The organism is Rubritalea sp. (assembly GCF_051252225.1).
Taxonomy (GTDB): Bacteria; Verrucomicrobiota; Verrucomicrobiia; order Verrucomicrobiales; family Akkermansiaceae; genus Rubritalea.
In genome coordinates this window covers 152,581-170,531 of record NZ_JBPOGE010000006.1, presented here as the reverse complement: position 1 = coordinate 170,531, position 17,951 = coordinate 152,581, and the positions used below count along the sequence as shown (strand labels likewise).

Genomic DNA, 17,951 nt, shown 5'->3' with positions numbered 1-17,951 from the left:
GAATTGGGGTTTTGTTGGGTAAAATGAATGTAAATTCCTAACGCGTCGTCATTTCAACCATGCGCAGGAGATCTTGGACTTTTTGGTTTTCTTGATAGTGATACTTCAGCCTACCTTTCACTCTTGTGAGTTGGCTAAAATCGACACTCCCAGCGTCACTCTGGTGAAGTTTCTCTCCTAGTAAACATGCTACAGAGGCCAGCTGTAGGGATGCCTCAGCGTCCTCGAGCGATACTGCGTTCACGATATAGGGTATCGCCCAGTTGCGTTCCACCATCTGCCCAGTGGCAAGATCTCTGAATCGGACGAACACAGTTCCTACAGCACCCTCTCCATCCGCTTTCGTCTGGATTTGATAGACTGCAGAGCCACTCTCCTCAGCGGCCATTTCAGCCGCATCCACCGCATCATTCCGGAAATCTTCTTTTTTCAATCGGTGCTTCTCGAAACCTAACAACTTATACTTGCCCACTCGTTGAGGATTAAACACCACTTGCACTTTCACGTTCTTAGCCGCCGGATGGAGAGCTCCAGCGATCTGCTTAGCAAAGCTATCTGCAGCATCTTCTACAGAATCTAACACATAATACCGACCATCACCTTTTCGAGTAAGCGCTTCTAAAATTCCGTCATCTAAGCCATCAGCACCTATTCCACAGGCGTCAAATGCGATTCCCTCATCTCTTAATTTCTCAATAATAGCTCTTAAGCTCTCTGGGTCCGCATCACCTAAATTGGCAGCACCGTCTGTGAATACGACCACCCTCGCCTGCGTGCCCTCTAGCTCGCGTTGCTCTAGGTGCTGACCACCCAAAACGATAGCCTGCTCTAGGTTTGTACCACCTTCACTAGGTCGATTCCTTGCTAACTCTACTAACTCAGCAGCTCTGGACCCATTCCATTGATCCGCCAATAAGCGAGTCTCACGAGAAAAGCTCATCATGCTTACTCTGTCATCTGGTCCTAATTGAGCGGCCAAAGTTTGCAAAGCCTCAGTAACAATCGCTTTTCTATCAGGTCGCTCCATAGATCCCGAGTTGTCTAACAAGATCATCAAATTCAGTGGTGACTTACGCCCGAGCGCTGCAGTGCTCATAGACACCCTGAGTAAATTACGTTGCTGGAGAAATGGGTGAACAGCTTGCCCCTGAGCGCAACTCACCTTTTGCGCCATCGTTGGTTTGGAATCTCCGTAATCAAAAGCGTTCACAAATTCCTCAGTCCTCACAGACTCGGCAGCAGGCCATTCACCTCTCTCTAGCATCGCAGCACGCGCCAGCTGAAACGAAGCATCATTCACATTGAGTGAAAAGGTTGAATGACTAGTGTCTGATGCCTCGATTTCGTCAATTTCAACCGGCTTTTCTTCCGCTTTCTTCAGCTCTTTTGCTTTTTCTCTGGGTTCGACCTCAAGCTCTCGATCCTGATCCATTTCTGGCAGTAGCGCTGGATGCCCCTTAATTTCTGGCAGTAGCGCTGGATGCCCCTTAATATCTAGGGCAACTGATCTCTCATGAAATGCATAACTTCCTGAGCGGTTGGCTTGTGTCACGATATTCGGGACCGCTGGATCTGCAAAGGGATCAACACCCGGGACTGCTTCAAGATCATCCAATCTTAAATCACTACCTTCAGCACGCATTGATCCTAATGAGCCGGACAGCAACACTTTCCTCGGGCGAGCTTGTGGCGATGCTACGATATTCCCATTCACCTCTATTTTCCGCTGAGTAGCATTCTCTCGTGAAGACTTGTATCTCGCGCTTGGAGTCGAATCTGCAAAAGGGTCAGCCTCGTATTCATCAACCGTGTGATCGGATTTCGCTAAACTGCGTTCCCCCCAATTCTCTTCACCAGTTTGCATTTTACTTTCAAAGGCTCCACTAGACCTAGCAGCAATAACTGGAGGAGCGGCAGGCTGCTTCGCCATAGCCAAGCTGTCGGAGTTCACCGCAAGCCCAACTCTTGCTGAAACTGCATCACTCGCTCCAAAGCCATTGTCACTAAATCCTTCTCCAAAATCCGCATCATTACCAAACTCGAGTGAGGCTACCTCCTCAGAGAATTCAGGTACGGGTATGCTACTAGCTGCTGCAGATGAAATTACCTGACTCATCCTACTTGCTGGAGCCGATGGAACTCTCAGCACCTCATTGACAACCTCAGGTTTCTCCAGAGCCTCAGCCTCTGACGGTGAAGCATAATAGGACACAAGCTCTGGTGGTCGCACCGACTCTGAACCCTTCACTTGCTTCATCACTGGCCCATAGCTCAACATCGCTAAGCCGCCTACAATCGCGATGACAGCCGCCACGGAAGTGATCACTCTCTTCCATGGGGAGCGATAAGTAACCACTACAGGCTCCTCTTCTACCTTCTCAAAGCTTCCTAGCACCAACTTGCGCCGTGCATCCGACAGTTTCCAGTCCTCTTCTAGTATAGGGTCTGCTGCTAAACCAATCGCCCCGTGAACATCTAACATTTCGAGATAAAAGGCATCTAACTGCGCATCATTTTCAATGTGGCGCATGAGCTCTGCCTCCTCAAAAGCTGATGCTTCGCCCAGAACCATTGCCACAATACGTGCTTCCATCTCTTTTAGTTCATCACCCATGATTTAACCTTCACTCCCTTCTACACCTGCGCTTTTCAGCGACACTGCTAATGATTTCAGCAAGTGGTGTAACCGATACCCCACATTCCCGATGCTAATGTTTAGCTTCTCAGCAATGACCGCATAACTCAGATTTTCTTCGTATTTTAAACGGATCAACTCCCTATCCACTTCCTCCAACTCTCCCATCAAATGGCGTAATTTACTCGCCGTCTCTAATTGATTAGCCTGCTTGTCTGGCAATTCTTCAAAGGCTGTATTTGCCTCTTCATCACTCAAGCTCTCTCTCTTATGCTTACGTAAATAGTTGAGAGCGAGATTTCGAACCGCTCGGTAAAGCCAAGGTTTCGGGTTTTCCACACTCGACCAGTGCTGATGTGCACGGAGAAATGCTTCTTGAACAAGCTCTTCCGCCACTTCCTTTCTGCGTACTAACCTGTAAGCATAATGCAGCAGGGGCGTCTCTTCTTGATAAAAGTGATCTTCTATAGATCCCTTCTGAGAGCTTTCTGTCGCTATGTGAGTTACTACCTTCATTGGTAAAGAGAATTTCATGTTTAGAAAATCCTAGTCTTATCTATTACGACACAGCTCTTTGAATATCCTTAGAACTTTTTTCACTTTTTTCTACATTCAACAAACTAGGGCTCATAATCAGCTAGAGTGAACTCCCTCTTTATCCCGATAGCTCTCGTTACTGCTCGCCTGAAAAGATGCACCAGATAAGCGAATGCTATTTTATACCAATCTGCGATTCAAAAGAGACTAATGCTGGAGTGATTTCCTGGTCAATCAAGGCGTGACGAAGGAGCGGTGCGAGCACCGTAACTAAGGAATAACACAGATTCAACAGGATAGCGCCCAGCCTTCACTTCTTCCGCAACGCGCTATTCCCCAAGCTTCAGTAAAATCACATTTATCTCTTTTGAATCGCAGATTGGTATTATAAAGTCACTAAGCGCATCTGCCTCATCGTCGCTCTATTTAGCATCCCTGCGGAATAAAGATTGGAACATCTCGCACTCTCCCTTTTCATCTCCCGTATGAGTAAAGAGCTTACAGCATACCACGAAGCCGGGCACGCCGTGATGGCCATTCTTATGGGCCGTTCCGTTCAAAAGGTAAGCATCATTCCTTCGCAAAATCGACTTGGCGCCGTGACCATGCAAAAAGGCAGAGCCAAGCAAGTTCAAGATAAGCTAGAAGCAGAAATGCTCATCCTGCTCGCTGGAATGGCTGCCGAAGGACGCAAATCTGGTCAATACAACCTCGTCGGTGCCAGCCAAGATTTACGGATGGTCGAAAAGCTCGCCCTCTCCCGTGCCGGCAACCCGAAACAGGCCACCAAGCTCATTCACAAAACCTTGGATAAAACCCAGCATCTTCTCTCTAACAAAGCTAATTGGTCAGCCGTGAAAGCAATCGCCAAAGAGTTGTTAGAAAATGAATCGATCAGCGGCCGCGCCGCCGTCCACCACCTCGAGCTCGCTCAGGCTAAAGAAAAATAAGCAAAGAACCCGGCGTTTTATCACTGGGCTCGTCTTGCTACGCCTCACCAAAAGCTTTTTCTAGATCTGCCTTATTCCAGATTGGAAGCTGAGGAGTATTCGGGTCGCGCTCTGGCGCATCCCCCGTAAAGCTAGTAAAGCTATCCTTCATAGTCACATAGACAAAAACGGTAAGAAGAACGACTACGAAGCCAGTCTGAATCACTTCTAGGAAGCGCGTATTCAACGGCTTTTTACGGATTGCCTCTGCCACAGCCATAGTGATATGACCACCATCTAACACTGGGAATGGAAGTAAGTTGAAGATCGCAAGGTTGACATTAAAGAGTACCCAGAAGTAGAGCATTCTACGTAGTGGGTACTCACCTTGGAAGATGTGGTACTTCACTTTACCGATTCCCACTGGACCTGAAAGGTGTTCGATTTTGATTCCAGAATTCTGCGAAGTAAGACCATCTATCGTCACGAAAAGCATACGGCTAGTCGAAGAGATCTGCTCCCACGGGCTAGGGTAAAGAAGTTCAGTGACTTTTTCTGGCCCAGCAAAACTCATGCCTATCATCGGTTGAGGATCAATCTCTGGATTCACTTTATAGCCATTACTCGGTACTAATGGCATCGTTTTGAGGGTCAATTCCTCATCGCCACGCTTCACTTGCACGGTGAGAAGCTCTCCTTCATGTTCACGTAAAACACTCGAAAAGTGAGGTGTGCTTTCTACTTCGATTCCTTCCACTGAAAGCACCTGATCACCCACCTCGAAGCCACTAAACTCAGCAGGGCCGCCTTCCATTAAAGATCCCACTACTACTGGCTCAAACGGCCAAATTCCGATCTGGCGCACGCCGTCGCGCTTGAGGAAGCTCTTCGCTTCTGGAACAAAGAAACCACACTCAATGTCCATCAAGCCTTCGCCTGGACGGTCTACTGTGAGAGTAATCGTGTCCCCTTTACTAAACACCACACGCTCAGAAATACTATCCAGCGAACCAGCAAAACCTATCACATCCTCGCCATTGATTTTAAGAATTTCATCGCCTGGCAGCACTCCAGCCACAGCCGCAGGCATTTCAGGAACTACAAAACCGACCGTCTGTGTATCGATCAAATCCTTCGGCTTACCCACCTGCCACAACACCACTGCAGCAACTACTGCCAGTAAAAAGGAAAAAAGTGGCCCCGCAAATGCGACAATAATCTTATCAAGCGGAGTAATAGGAGGCAGTGGCTTCTCACGGTCAGAATTCCCACCCTCGATCGACTCCATCGGCGCCATTTGTGGCAAAGCAACAAATCCGCCGGCAGGTATGGAACCTAAACCATATTGGACACCATTGATCGTTTTTTTCCAAATCGGCTTTCCGAACCAAATCTGGAAACGCTCCACCTCCAACCCACGCCAGCGAGCGGCCATGAAATGGCCGAGCTCGTGGACAAAAATGATCACATTAAAGCTAAAGATAACAGCGAGGATCAACCCGATGCTTTTGAGGATTGTCAGAAAAGTTTCCATACAGTTGCTGAGCAATCTAAGGCCAAATACCGTGATGACAAGTGGATAGCCAGATTTCCTTCATCATCATATTGACGCCTAGTCTATTTAAGTCATCATGCAAGTATGGCATTCCGTATTGATAAGGCGATAGTAAGAGGCTGGATCGACAATACTACTCCTGGAATTACCCGTGGCGGCCTCGAAATCATGGGCATGGAGCGACCGGTAAAAATCTTACTCCGAGGGAATTGCTGGCGTGATCTAGCTGGCACCCGTATAGAATTCAAAAACCCCAAACCCGTTTTGCAAAAAGACGTGATTGAGGGCTTACACACACTCCAGCGAGGAGTGGTTGGCGACATGACAGCGTCTAAACGCATAAAAGCGCCATTTCTCACTCAAGAACAAATCGAAGAGTTAGAAATGGAGACTAAAGATATTCAGTTCGGCTGGAAGAATGCGCTCAGTATCGAGTGGTACAGCTTAGTAAACGGCCGCGTCATGCTCGAAACTACCCAATACGAAATGTCGATCAGCACCCACCAGTGGGAGCTCGACGAAAAGGGTGAGCAAAAACAACGTGCTGATAACAATGCCGCCATGGAACACTTTATGGAGCTCATGCTCACGGCGTCAGAGGCTCAGTCTGAGGTCAAAGAAATCGAGGGTGAAGTCGATGAATTTGAATGGGAAAAACGCCTTCGCGTGCGCGACACCTTAGAAGAGGCCGCCTGGTTCCTTGGAGACGGACCACCCGGCGAAGAAGAAGTAGTAGTAGAATACGAGATCGAAGAGGTCAGTATTAAAGGGCGCGAGCCGCTCGTGCAGCATGCGATCCTCGTGCAATCAACAGCTCTAGACTTACTAGGTGACTCCATGCTCGATCAGGGACCGCGCGGTGACTTAGCGCTCTCTGTCGCCTATATATACGATAATCTCGATGAAACTTGGCCAGTGGATGAAGACGATAAAGTCGTGCTCGAAAATGGCTATATTCTCGCAGTACTCAAGCGCACACTCGAAGCCTGTAACAGTGCCATCGCAGCCTGCAACACCCTCAATATGGAGGATGATCGCTACGAGGACCTTCGTATTCACATCTTCCACCTCCGCGACCTCATGATCGATAAATCGCACACCCTGCGCGACTAAGCCTTTTCCTCTCTAAACAAAAAGCCAAGACGTACACGACGCCTTGGCTTTTTTAAATGCGTTATCAGCGCTAAAAAACTATTTAGTGAGGTGACCGCACAGCTCTACGATTTGTGAATCCAGCTCTACCTTGGAACTATTCACTGTCTCAATATCGAGTGAGCCTAGCTGCCCCTCCTTAAACACCATAATCTTATTGGTATGGCCCGCTAGCAGTGAATCTACGGCAGCTACTGAAAATTTATAGGCCATGATTCGGTCATTTACAGTCGGAGAGCCTCCGCGCTGCACGTGTCCGAGCACAGTAAGTCGCGTTTCCATATTTAGATTCACGGTGATCCAGCGCGTCAGGTACTCAGCCATGTTCGTACCTTCCGCCACTATAGCTAAAATCGAACTACGTCCATTTGCTATATCTTTGCGCAGGCGCTGGCCGATCGAGTCGAGATCATATTCAAGCTCAGGCACAATGCATATTTCAGCACCACTAGAGAGCGCACTTACCATAGCTAGATAGCCGCAGTCACGACCCATGGTCTCGATCACAAACGCTCTGTTGAATGAGGTCGCCGTATCTCGGATCGAATCCACGCTGTCGCGAATCATGTTCAGCGCCGTATCCACACCTAAGCAGTAATCAGTACCTGGAATGTCATTATCGATAGTCGCCGGGATCCCAGCAAAAGGGACTCCAAAGTCAGCATAAAATTGATTCAAAGCTGCAAATGAACCATCGCCACCGATTACGATCAGCTTGTTGATTCCGTGTTTCTGTAAGTTGTCATACGCTTGTTTGCGATACTCGTACTCAAAAAAGCGCTTGGATCGGGATGACCTCAGAACAGTACCGCCCCGGTGAAGAATGCCTGATACGTCCTCGCGTGTTGCTGCGGATATCTCTCCATCAATCATGCCGCGAAGGCCATTACGTATGAGGAACGGTTTTAACCCCTTACTAATTGAATAATCGACAGCACTTTTCACTGCAGGATTCATTCCAGCGGCATCTCCGCCGGAAGTCATAATTGCTATACCTTCCATGGTTAAAATAAGTTGTGGTGAATATATTGCCGTAATGACAACACCCACTTTTTATAAGCCTTTAGTCGGAAACACAAGGGGCAGCTGAACCAAAATTTTCACGTATTACATGAAAACGCCATGCATAGGATGAAAACCCTCTCGTTTCTCACAGACTCCTCAATCCGAGATACCTAACAAGACTCACTGATCATAGCGAAAATGACCAATAATCTCTTGGTCCAGTAGGGCGTCTTTCCATTCAACACCCTCACCCACATTTTGTACCACCCACTTCTCATGGAAGCGTGATCCAGGACCTGGAACTATAATACCAATATGCGCATCACCATCCGGCAAACGCCAGAAGACAATGTCACCATTCTCATAGTTACCCACGACACGAGTCACTGGAACTTCTTGACTGTTACGTGCAAAAAATCGCTGTAAATTAGGAACTCGGCGGTGATCAATATTAGTATCCGTTTCTTTCAAACCCCATAACTGTGGATAAAGTCTGAAATTTTCACGCATGTCTTGGTGTACTCGCTCTTGCAAGTCTACCCCAACTCCGCGGAAACCTCTAACAATGACATCTGCCGCGACTCCACGTCCTGCAGGGATATCACCCATTGGATATGAAATGTTATAATACGCCGCATCATAACTCACAGAGTGCTGACTGCGCTCCAGAGCAGAAGCCGCGAGCTGATCGCCAAATTTCTCACTCTGTTTGAGATGTGCAATCGCCACAGTCGCTTTATCTTCCGATGCCACATCCTGCTGCGTTTTCACATAATCAGCAAAAGTGGGCCAAGCGAAATACGACACAAACAGCCCAGCCATCAGAAGGATCACCCAACCACCAATAACTGGCTTGCGTTTCTTCTTTTGGGGGATCGGTCCAATGTATTCGATCGGTGTCATTTAGGAAGCTCTAGAAGGTGTTATCACCTACAAAAATCACCCATTAAGTGAGTTGCATATTTGTAAACCTGCACTGACCATTAGACAATACTTTTCATCTAACATGATTATTTTTTTCTACAGTCGTAATTAATTGATAATAAGAACATTAAAAGCCATCAAAAGCTTTCCCTTTTAGAAGCCAAATTCGACACCCATGAAACGTGGCTAGCGCGCCTCTTTTTCACCTCCCTTATTCAAGAAGTAATTTAACTACTCGGAAGGTTTCCTATAGCACGCATAGTACCAAACTGGTAGAAGCAGTCACTAAACCCACTACCTACCACTATGATCAAAACATTACTCACTTGTTCTATGCTCGCGGCAGCTAGCCTTCTAACTTTCACAAGTTGTGCCTCCTCGGTAGGACTCGGTGGAGCAGGCTCATCAGCCTTCGCATCTACCACTATAACAAATACCTCACGTGCTCGGGTAGATGCAGCTATTCTACAAGGTTTCCGTGAAGAAGGGTTCAGTCTCATCAACCAAAGCGCCCATGGGTTTAATTTCCAGAAATGGGGGGGCACATCCGCTCAAGTCGTTTACGGAAGCTGGTTCAGCGATGGAGTCGCAGCGGAACCACAGATACAAGTTGTCGATATTGGCGGCGGTAACTACACAGTTCTCTGTGATGTCTACATGCGCGAGCACAATGGCTCTGAGCTAATGGACGCCAACTACAAGTTGCTCGCTAATGGTAAACTAGCCTACAATTCTCTTTTAAGAAAAATTAAGAAACAAGCTGAAGGCAAGTAAACTGAATACTCAAAGCGTCACGCGGCATTTTTCACGTTTGCATGCACCACAAAATGGGTTTTGTTGAGCCTATGAATATCGAAGTTTCTGACAAGCCTCTCCGATGGGGCTCGCTCGACCTTTCACTCTTTGGTGTAGATCAAGATTGGGATGGCAATAAAGTAGAGCCTCAGGCCGCTTTTGGTTTCGCAGTAGATCAAGACTATCTGTGGTTTGTGGCGGCACATCAGAAAACCCCGGCTCTTCACCCAGATGCTCAGCCAGGTGCATTTCAAACTGAACTGTGGAAATACGATGTAGCGGAGTTCTTTTTATTAGATCCTGAATCTGGGCGTTATCTCGAATTCAACCTAGCTCCGAATGGCGCCTGGTGGAGTGCCGAGTTTAGCGCACCCAGAATTCGCACTGAAATAGGCGAACACCCATTTCCTGAAGTCGCTACCTATGCAGAAATTGCTGATGATGGCTCATGGATGGCCGCTGCAGCTCTAACGATCAGCCAACTACGGAAGCGTTTTCATTTTGGTGCAGAGTCTCGGCTCAATGCATGCTTCATCATCAACTCTCCCGAGCAACAATTCCTCTCCGCCGCCAAGCTGAATGCTCCCGAACCGGACTTCCACCTTCCCGACCAATTTCCAAAGGTCCACTTTTTTCACGTCTAACCTAGATCAACGCTTCGCCCTACTGTAGCGTTTGCGCCGCGCTTCAGCACCACCGCTCTCAGAGTTGTTTACGGCTGATTTTCTCACTGGTGTATGTGATTCGGGTTCAGAAGGCTTCTCAGACTTCATATTCGTTCCCTTTAAATTTCGTCGTTCTCTTCTGATTTTTTTAAATTCAGGAAATTGCCATCCCGTACGTGTCACTAATGCTTCCAAAAGCATTGCTAACAATAACGCCACTAACAAGGGCACACGAACATCAGATCTCACTTCGCTATTAGGTTGTAACCAAGCATTTGTTAAATCGACTAGTTCACGTCCACCACTGCTCTCAGATAGACCGCGAAGTTCTCTCAATCTTTCCTCGTCAAATGCCCATTCTGCACTCGTCCCAATCGCAAGTGGACCAAATGGTATCGCATGGTTTTTAACTTGTACGACCCCTCTTACTACATTCCCTTCTGCTAAATTATGCGATAATGAGTAATGCCCAGGCGCAATCCTACGCCAATCCAACTCAAGCACCTCTTGCTCACCTGACTGGGGGTCTTCTTCTATTAGTTTTATAAGAGGTATATCTTGGGAAAAGTCCCACTCCTCAGTATCATAGAGCAGATCAAGACTAAGCTCAGTTCCTACTACTTTATGGCGAAGACCTATACCTGGAGGTAAGTCTACTCCCATCAACCAGCGCGTGACTGTTTGTATAAAATCACCATAACCGTCCCAATCCCTGATTCTATTAGAATGCATGCCTCCCAAGGGAAATGAGACTGCCATTGTCCTACCAATGCCCCTGCGGCTGTGAGCCACTAGCGGTGCTAAGTATTCATCTTCAGTCACCAGAGACACTGTGGCATCATTACGAGCGTAGGAGAGGTTATAAGCATCCACTTGTTTCAACCACTGAAAAGGCTTGGGAGAAATATCTGCCCAAAATCCGGTGGCTTTACTACCAGTCACATCCGTGACAAAAGCTGAGCGAGCCAAAGTTACTGTTTCTTGAGCAAACAGCTTAGGGATTTCTGCAGCTTTCTGGGTAAAAAACGCCCTGCCCTTACCACGCTTCGCAATGTCGCTCAAAAATGCAGCATCTACATCTCTACGTGTACCTAAACCAATGACTGAAATGGTTGCATTCTGCGTATTCATTTCCGCGATCAGATCCTTGTAGTCACCAGGCTCTTCAGCATCTGCCGCATCCGCAAAAAGGATCATATGCTTGGTCGCAATTGGAGATTTTTTAAGCGCATCCCAAGCATCTTTCATACCCGTATACACATAAATACCGCCACCCATAGACTGGATTCGTCGTACCCTTCGAATCATCTGTTCCTTGTGCCCAGCAATTTGCTGCTGGCGCACAATCTCATGCGATTTAGAATCTACAGCGTACACAGCCACACTATCTAAATCACCTAACAACTTTATGGCATCCTCAGTCCCACTATTGGCTAGATCCATTTTTGTTCCCATTCCTGCTACCCCAGCCACTGCAGCCATTGATCCCGACCTATCAAGAACAATCGCCATAGCCACGGAGAGCTTCCTGTGATCCTCCTTGAGCTCCATTGAAATGGGTAAAAGTTCATCAATTGGTGATTTGAAGTAACCGCCTGAACCAAATGAATGCTTTCCGCCTACCATCATCAAGCCCCCACCTTGATCGCGCACATAAAAGTCGAGACCTAATAAAAAGTCGGAGGGAATTTCGTATGCAGGAACATTATTGATTACAACTGCCTGACTGCCAGTTAACATTCCAACTTTCAGACTCAACGGGTCATCTACCAGTTGCACATTGATTCCCTGAGCTCGTAAAGCTTCTGCCATCGGGTCATTTTGATACTTCGATACAAGGATAACTCGCGGTCCACCAACAACCTCTACCCATTTTTCAGCAGTATTATTCCCTAGATGAGTATCTGACTCTGGTAATATTTTTACTGAGAACTCATAGGCTCCCGAATCAGTAATTCGAGTAGAAAATTCAGATTTACCCACCCCGTTTACCACGCGAATGACAGTGTCTTGACCTGATATTTGAATACCATTTTTGTAGACCCTCAGAGGTACTTCCCCATCATCAGAGCCCTTCACTGTCACCCCTAGTACAAATGGTTCACGTACCTGCACACGAGACGGCAGCTCGATATGCGACACTCTATAATCTCCTTCGACTTCTTCGCTAACTAAACGATAGTCCACTGGAACGCCAAGGGAATTAAGTTTACCTCCCAAATTATCCAGCGGCTCAGTGGAGTAACCGTCACTAAACACTAAAATACGCGAGTTGCGTTCCGAGTCAGCTAAGGCAGCCACATGCTCTATAGCTAGACGCGTACGTGACAAATTTTTTGCCCCTGAATAAGTCTCTACCTGGTTCTCTTTAACAAAGACGTCCGTAGCATACTCCACTTCTCTCAAGTTTGAGTCAGCAGTGGGCTTAGCAGACTGTAATATACCTTTCCATTCACGAACGCGCGATGCGACCTGACCCTCGGTGGAATCAGAATAATCATAGAGCACCCACAGATCCATTCCTTGATTTTTCTTAGTAAAACTCGGTTCACTAAGAATTAAACATAAGACCACCACGCAAACTACACGAAGGGGCCTCCATATATTTAAACCTCGAATAACCCAGCCCAACAATAAAACTGCGGGAATAAGTAAAAACCATTCTGGATGAACAAAAGACATAGATTTCAATAATTAAGGTAGTTTCCCCTTCTGGAACCACGACACTCCGAAAGCAATGAAACAGAGTAATAGTACGTACCTCCACATCCTTTCAGATTCAGATTGTTGAAACTCCGCGATTGCTGATTGCTCCACCATTCTCTCCTGCGTAGAGCACCGCCCAAAATCTGCCTCTCTAGTATCAGCAAAGCATGCTGCTCCCAAAAAATGCACGAAACTACCCTGCTTGATTCTGAAAAAACTAGGCTCCATTGGGGCATAAACACTATGAGCCTCGGTTGATTGGATCAATGCAACAGTCTCGTCATTACTCTCAATCCTTTCTACTTGAATAGGCTGTTGTTCTTCCTTGCTAGCGATCGTAATTTTCTGACCTAGATCTACGATACCCGCATGGAAAGCCGACGTCTGGCTTCGAACTTCCTCAATATAGCGCCATAGAAGAACCGCAAAAGCTTCCTGCTTGAACGCATTAGAACGAGCTAAGTCGAAGTTAAAAATAAGCTGTGGAGCCTCCTTTTGGCGTAGTAAAATGAGCGGCTTTTCTCCCTGCCACAGTAACACAGCATCACTATCTAATAAATCTGCTCCACGGCATTCACCTACTAGAAGTGATTGCCAGTTCACCCCATCCATCAAGGCATGTGGCTCTGACACCAACTCTCCAGTTAAGTACTGCCCAGTATAATCAGAAGCGATGATCGATGCCATACACGCGTCATCTACTTGGCTTAGTGAATGTGCTGCCACAACCCATATATCAACGTCTTCAGTGCTCTCTACCCCATCAAAGCTCTCTATCAGTTTCTGGATGAGGTCCATATTAGGAGTCGCTGATTGTAGCTTAAGCATCTTCTGCACAGGTCGAACAAAAGGTAATCTATCATCCAAAGTAAAGTCGTCTTCATTCAAACGCAGCTCACACATCCGCGCTCCCACTGGGAACTGACCACGCAGGGTCAATACCCGATTCGGTCCTAGCTCTATCACCTTCGGATTGGTGATCTTTTTACCATCAGCGATTAACACCCAGCTTCTTTCCTGCACAGATGCACTATAGTTCCTGACACTTACCTGCCAGTACAGTTGCTCACCTTCTTCTTGAAATTGAATGCCTGTGAAACCACAATTTGCGATGTCTTCACCCACTGAATACACATGACTATCTGCCACAGTTTTATCTGGCATTACATCTGTTATAAAGACGACTTCACCATCTGCCCCAACTAAACTACGCGCCATCTTGAGACTATACACAGAACTATGTGCAGCTTTGATTGGCTCCCACTCTTTCAAAGACAGCATCAGTTCATCATCTGAATCACCATGATACAAGGGCGACTCATACGCATCAGAATCTAGCAGGAATAATTCTAAGTGTTCAGCGCTTCCTTTATAATCACTCAAAATACTCTCTAACTTAATCTTAGCAGCATCTTCGAACACTCGCATTGATGCAGAGCTATCGACCACAATCGCTACACGCTGAGTCAGCTTTTTTTCAAACACCACTGGTTTGACTAGTAGGAACGTAAGTAGCAGCACCAGTAACAACTGCATCCACATCGGTATCGATTGGACTAACCTGTCAATGCGTCTCCCTTGTAATGACTCACGAGTACCGCGATCGAGTAAAAATAGGGTGCTCACATACACAGGCTGCGAGCGACGCTGAAAAAAATGAATCAGCAAGATAGCTGGTATCCCAAGTAGAGCTATAAAACCAAATGGATTTGAGAAACTCATTACTTCAACTGAAATCCTCCATTCGGTATCGCTTCCACTGAGAGTGCATCTAACAGACCAAGAGCTGCACTCACTCTAGAGAAACTCGCGTGATGTCTTTGAGACTGATTTTTCCATAATTCAAAATGCCTCAAATAGCTTTGCTGATAGGTATGTATTCTAGAGTTATCAATATGGTGGGACTGCTCATGACCATTTTCAACATCCACAAATTGACAATTCCCCCTCCACTTAGGGTTCGCCTCATCATTATTAAAAGGAGCTAAGATAATCAAGCTACTGTGACCAGCACACAGGCTTTTAACCAACTGAGTAGGCTCAACCTCATAGAGAGTATCTGAAATGAAAATACGAATAGCATTCGAGCGAAGCTGTAAGTTCTGAATACTTGGTACGGCTTCAGTTCTCTCCATACCTTCGATAAGAGAAACCCATTTGTCGCTCGATAATAAATCCACTGGCAGAGCCCTACTTACTGAGCCACTAACTAGCTGTATACGCAGAGAGGCTCCATGTTGAAGGGCTGAATGACAAGCTGCCAGAAATACCTCCACAGTCCGCTGAGCCTTCGTTTGTTCATAAAACATGGAGTTTGAAACATCCATGATAACATCCACTACAGGGCGCACTTCTTCACGGTATAGCTTCATTGTATAAGACCCAGTGCGCGCATATGCTTGCCAATTAATATGACGAGGGTCATCACCTGGCTGGTAAGTCCTATGGTCATGGAAGTCGAGTGACGACCCCGAGCCCGCACCAGCAAACTCGCCAGCCTGACCACGCCATGTTTTACTCCTTAGAGGTAATGAAACGCGTTCTACACAGGCTTTGGCCTGCGCAATAGCACTGGGTAAATCAACTTTACTTAGGCTCATCGGAACTCAATAGGTGCTCTGCAGATTTTTCAGACTCTCTTATGTGCCTCCATACTGGCCGAGCGAGTAAGAGGGAAATCACAGCATAAACGGCGGTCAAAACATATGAGAGTATCACATACGTTTCACGCTGCCCTCGTATTTCCTCTATGCCGAAGTAGTTCACCATCGGTATCCAGAAGAAGAACATAAGTATGGTTTTTTGATCCGTTGACTCAGCGATAATATAAATCACCAGAGCTAAAACACCTGAGAATATTAGTGCGATAAGATAATGACCTATTAGATTCACCAACTTCCTAAAAAAGAAACGGCAGATAACTAACGGGAACAAAAGAACCGCAAAGGTATTCACCACAAAGGCATGAAACTGGTCATCAGAAAATTCATTACCCGCTATAATATTTAACACCTGTATCCACACAAACAACAGCCCCACATAGATCACGGCTGTAGCCCACCCTGGATAAAGAATACGCCCTAATATTTTTCCGGCAACCCCTCTCTTTACAAATGGCACACAGACTTGCGGCACAAGATAGCAATGCTCGGAAAGAGCAATAATAGATAAAGGAATAAGCAAGAGAAGAGAAATAAGAATGGCGGCTTGTTCATCAACCCTGAGTATCAAAATACCTGTAATCACTATCGCTCCAAAACCTATCAATTTACGTGCTGTGCTGCGATTTTCTGCAAGGGGAGCAATCACTGATGCTCCAAAGTCTAAGCTAAGCCAGGTCACAAAAACACAGGACGCAATATATGCAATTAACGCATAGATCACATCTTTATCGTATATGGTAAATATCTCTACCAGGTTTTCATAGCCGCCCATTGCTACCCCGAACACAGCATAGGGAATCATGAAGCACAGGCCAATGACAGCCACAATACCGCGCAAAATCATAGAAGGAATCGCTGAAATCCCCACTGCGACTGCCGTCACTACCATTGATGTCAGAAAGAGAAATATAAAGAGGGTAATCTCCGCAAAGAGATGCATTCCACCAAAGAAGTAGCGCATGATCATATACGGCATGAGAGTCACAAAAATAAGCGCTGACTGGCTTACCAATGAAATCCATTTTCCGTAGACAATACGCCATGCACTCAAATTAGTAAGCACCATCAAATCGATAGTCTTATTCTTCATTTCTGAAGCTATCGTATTCATTCCGCGTAAGGGCTGCACTACTAGCACCGCCAATGCAAAAAAGATGAAAATGGAGGTCGATAGACTCTCACCCGAATTGTCATAGGATGCGGCGAAACCGTAACCGATCATCACCAACATCATCAACGCCTGCAGGGCCAAAAACAGTATAAGGAAGCCCACTCCGCGTAGCCCCTGCCTAAGCTCCTTCACCAGCATAGGATTCATCTTGTCAGAAAAGTCTGTAACCTTTTCTACCACGGGATCTATTTTAATTGTATCACTCATACTCAATTCTTAGCTGAACTTGCTAGCACACTTGGCAATGGAGGCGGGGTCGTTACCTGAGTATTACCACTCTCCAGTTGCCCCAATATATCAATAAACGCATCCTCCAAATTTCGCTGTTCCTTGTGAAATTCTGTAATCATCAGGCCATCTTTTATCATTCCCTGTAGAACACGTGCCGCCACTTCTGGAGTACTTGAATCTATGCGAATTCGTCCGCCTTCTTTCCTCTCCTCAATAAGTTGTGTATTAGGCGCTGTTAGAACCCATGACGCCACCTTACTTGGATCCCCTATGACTTTAATATCATAGATACTTCCACCAGAAATATCGGAACTGTGCTTCAGTGAATCCGAATCCCCATGGTGGACGATCTTTCCACCATTGATGAATAAAAGCGTATCACACATCTCACCCAGTTCTGACAAAATGTGGGACGAGATAAAAATCGTTTTACCTTCCTCAGAAAGTAGACGTATAAGATTTTTTAACTCTACTCGCGCCTTTGGATCTAAACCAGCGGCTGGCTCGTCCATGATTAAGACCTCTGGGTCATGAATCAACGAACGGCCCAAGCATAGTCGCTGGGTCATACCCTTGGAGAGCTTATTTGACATGCGATCAGCAAGTGGAAGTAGGTCAGCAAACTCCATCACCTCTTGCACCCTCATCTGCCGCTCTTTACCATGGTATCCTAAAGTACGTGCGTAAAAATCTAAGTACTCTAACACCGTCATGTTATCGTAATTCCCAAAATCATCAGGCATCCAACCTAACAAAGACCTTACCTTTTGCGGAGCATTGAGAACATTATGACCACAGATTTCAACCGTACCTGAGGTTGCGTAATCCAGGGTTGCCATGATGCGCATGGTGGAAGTCTTACCTGCGCCATTAGCGCCGACAAAACCACAAACTGAACCTGCATCAATTTCAAAAGATAAACCATCTACAGCCTTCAGTGGCCCAAAATGGCGTTTTAAATTATTAACTACTATTGAGGACAT

Annotated in this window: 14 protein-coding genes; 4 read left to right on the top strand and 10 right to left on the bottom strand. The window is 46.4% G+C overall.

Translation table 11 applies throughout. The annotated features are described in order from the left end of the window. Positions 1-37 precede the first annotated feature (37 nt). The gene (locus ACSHX2_RS08040) at positions 38-2,614 is read right to left on the bottom strand and encodes a YfbK domain-containing protein (RefSeq protein WP_435692307.1); all 2,577 of its coding nucleotides are present in this window, start codon (positions 2,612-2,614) and stop codon (positions 38-40) included. A 3-nt stretch (positions 2,615-2,617) separates the two neighbouring features. Beyond that, positions 2,618-3,169 carry an RNA polymerase sigma factor gene (locus ACSHX2_RS08035; protein ID WP_435692305.1) on the bottom strand — a complete coding sequence of 184 codons (552 nt, stop codon included), beginning with the start codon at positions 3,167-3,169 and terminating at the stop codon, positions 2,618-2,620. 488 nt (positions 3,170-3,657) lie between these two features. On the opposite strand from ACSHX2_RS08035, the gene ACSHX2_RS08030 reads away from it, so the two are divergent. After that, positions 3,658-4,122 carry a M50 family metallopeptidase gene (locus ACSHX2_RS08030; RefSeq protein ID WP_435692303.1) on the top strand — a complete coding sequence of 155 codons (465 nt, stop codon included), beginning with the start codon at positions 3,658-3,660 and terminating at the stop codon, positions 4,120-4,122. Between the two features lie 37 nt (positions 4,123-4,159). On the opposite strand, the gene rseP is transcribed toward ACSHX2_RS08030, so the two are convergent. Next, entirely contained in the window at positions 4,160-5,635 is a 1,476-nt protein-coding gene (rseP, locus tag ACSHX2_RS08025; protein WP_435692301.1) for an RIP metalloprotease RseP, read from the bottom strand. Between the two features lie 105 nt (positions 5,636-5,740). Here rseP and ACSHX2_RS08020 point away from each other — a divergent pair, with 105 nt between their 5' ends. Next, a complete protein-coding gene (locus ACSHX2_RS08020; RefSeq protein ID WP_435692299.1) occupies positions 5,741-6,769 on the top strand; it encodes a hypothetical protein in 1,029 nt (342 codons plus the stop codon). A gap of 78 nt (positions 6,770-6,847) precedes the next feature. Here the strand turns inward: ACSHX2_RS08020 and ACSHX2_RS08015 are convergent, their stop codons facing one another. Both ACSHX2_RS08015 and ACSHX2_RS08010 read right to left on the bottom strand, forming a co-directional pair. Then, positions 6,848-7,810, bottom strand: a complete 963-nt coding sequence (locus ACSHX2_RS08015) for a 6-phosphofructokinase (protein ID WP_435692297.1) — start codon at positions 7,808-7,810, stop codon at positions 6,848-6,850. 183 nt (positions 7,811-7,993) lie between these two features. Next, a complete protein-coding gene (locus ACSHX2_RS08010) occupies positions 7,994-8,716 on the bottom strand; it encodes a DUF1287 domain-containing protein (RefSeq protein ID WP_435692295.1) in 723 nt (240 codons plus the stop codon). A gap of 327 nt (positions 8,717-9,043) precedes the next feature. Between ACSHX2_RS08010 and ACSHX2_RS08005 the strand changes: the two genes are divergently transcribed. Then, positions 9,044-9,511 carry a hypothetical protein gene (locus ACSHX2_RS08005; protein WP_435692293.1) on the top strand — a complete coding sequence of 156 codons (468 nt, stop codon included), beginning with the start codon at positions 9,044-9,046 and terminating at the stop codon, positions 9,509-9,511. 71 nt (positions 9,512-9,582) lie between these two features. Further along, on the top strand, positions 9,583-10,176 hold the full coding sequence (locus ACSHX2_RS08000) for a hypothetical protein (protein WP_435692291.1): 594 nt from the start codon (positions 9,583-9,585) through the stop codon (positions 10,174-10,176). Between the two features lie 6 nt (positions 10,177-10,182). Here the strand turns inward: ACSHX2_RS08000 and ACSHX2_RS07995 are convergent, their stop codons facing one another. The 5 genes from ACSHX2_RS07995 to ACSHX2_RS07975 form a co-directional block, all read right to left on the bottom strand. Continuing rightward, positions 10,183-12,717 (bottom strand): VWA domain-containing protein, encoded by a 2,535-nt coding sequence (locus ACSHX2_RS07995; protein ID WP_435692289.1) that lies wholly within the window; start codon positions 12,715-12,717, stop codon positions 10,183-10,185. 174 nt (positions 12,718-12,891) lie between these two features. Then, on the bottom strand, positions 12,892-14,625 hold the full coding sequence (locus ACSHX2_RS07990; protein WP_435692287.1) for a vWA domain-containing protein: 1,734 nt from the start codon (positions 14,623-14,625) through the stop codon (positions 12,892-12,894). Next, a complete protein-coding gene (locus ACSHX2_RS07985) occupies positions 14,625-15,503 on the bottom strand; it encodes a DUF58 domain-containing protein (protein ID WP_435692286.1) in 879 nt (292 codons plus the stop codon). The genes ACSHX2_RS07990 and ACSHX2_RS07985 overlap by 1 nt, the downstream gene beginning before the upstream one ends. Then, a complete protein-coding gene (locus ACSHX2_RS07980; RefSeq protein ID WP_435692284.1) occupies positions 15,490-16,944 on the bottom strand; it encodes an ABC transporter permease in 1,455 nt (484 codons plus the stop codon). The genes ACSHX2_RS07985 and ACSHX2_RS07980 overlap by 14 nt, the downstream gene beginning before the upstream one ends. A 2-nt stretch (positions 16,945-16,946) precedes the next feature. Then, positions 16,947-17,951, bottom strand: coding sequence for an ABC transporter ATP-binding protein (locus ACSHX2_RS07975; protein ID WP_435692282.1), 1,005 nt, complete (start codon positions 17,949-17,951; stop codon positions 16,947-16,949).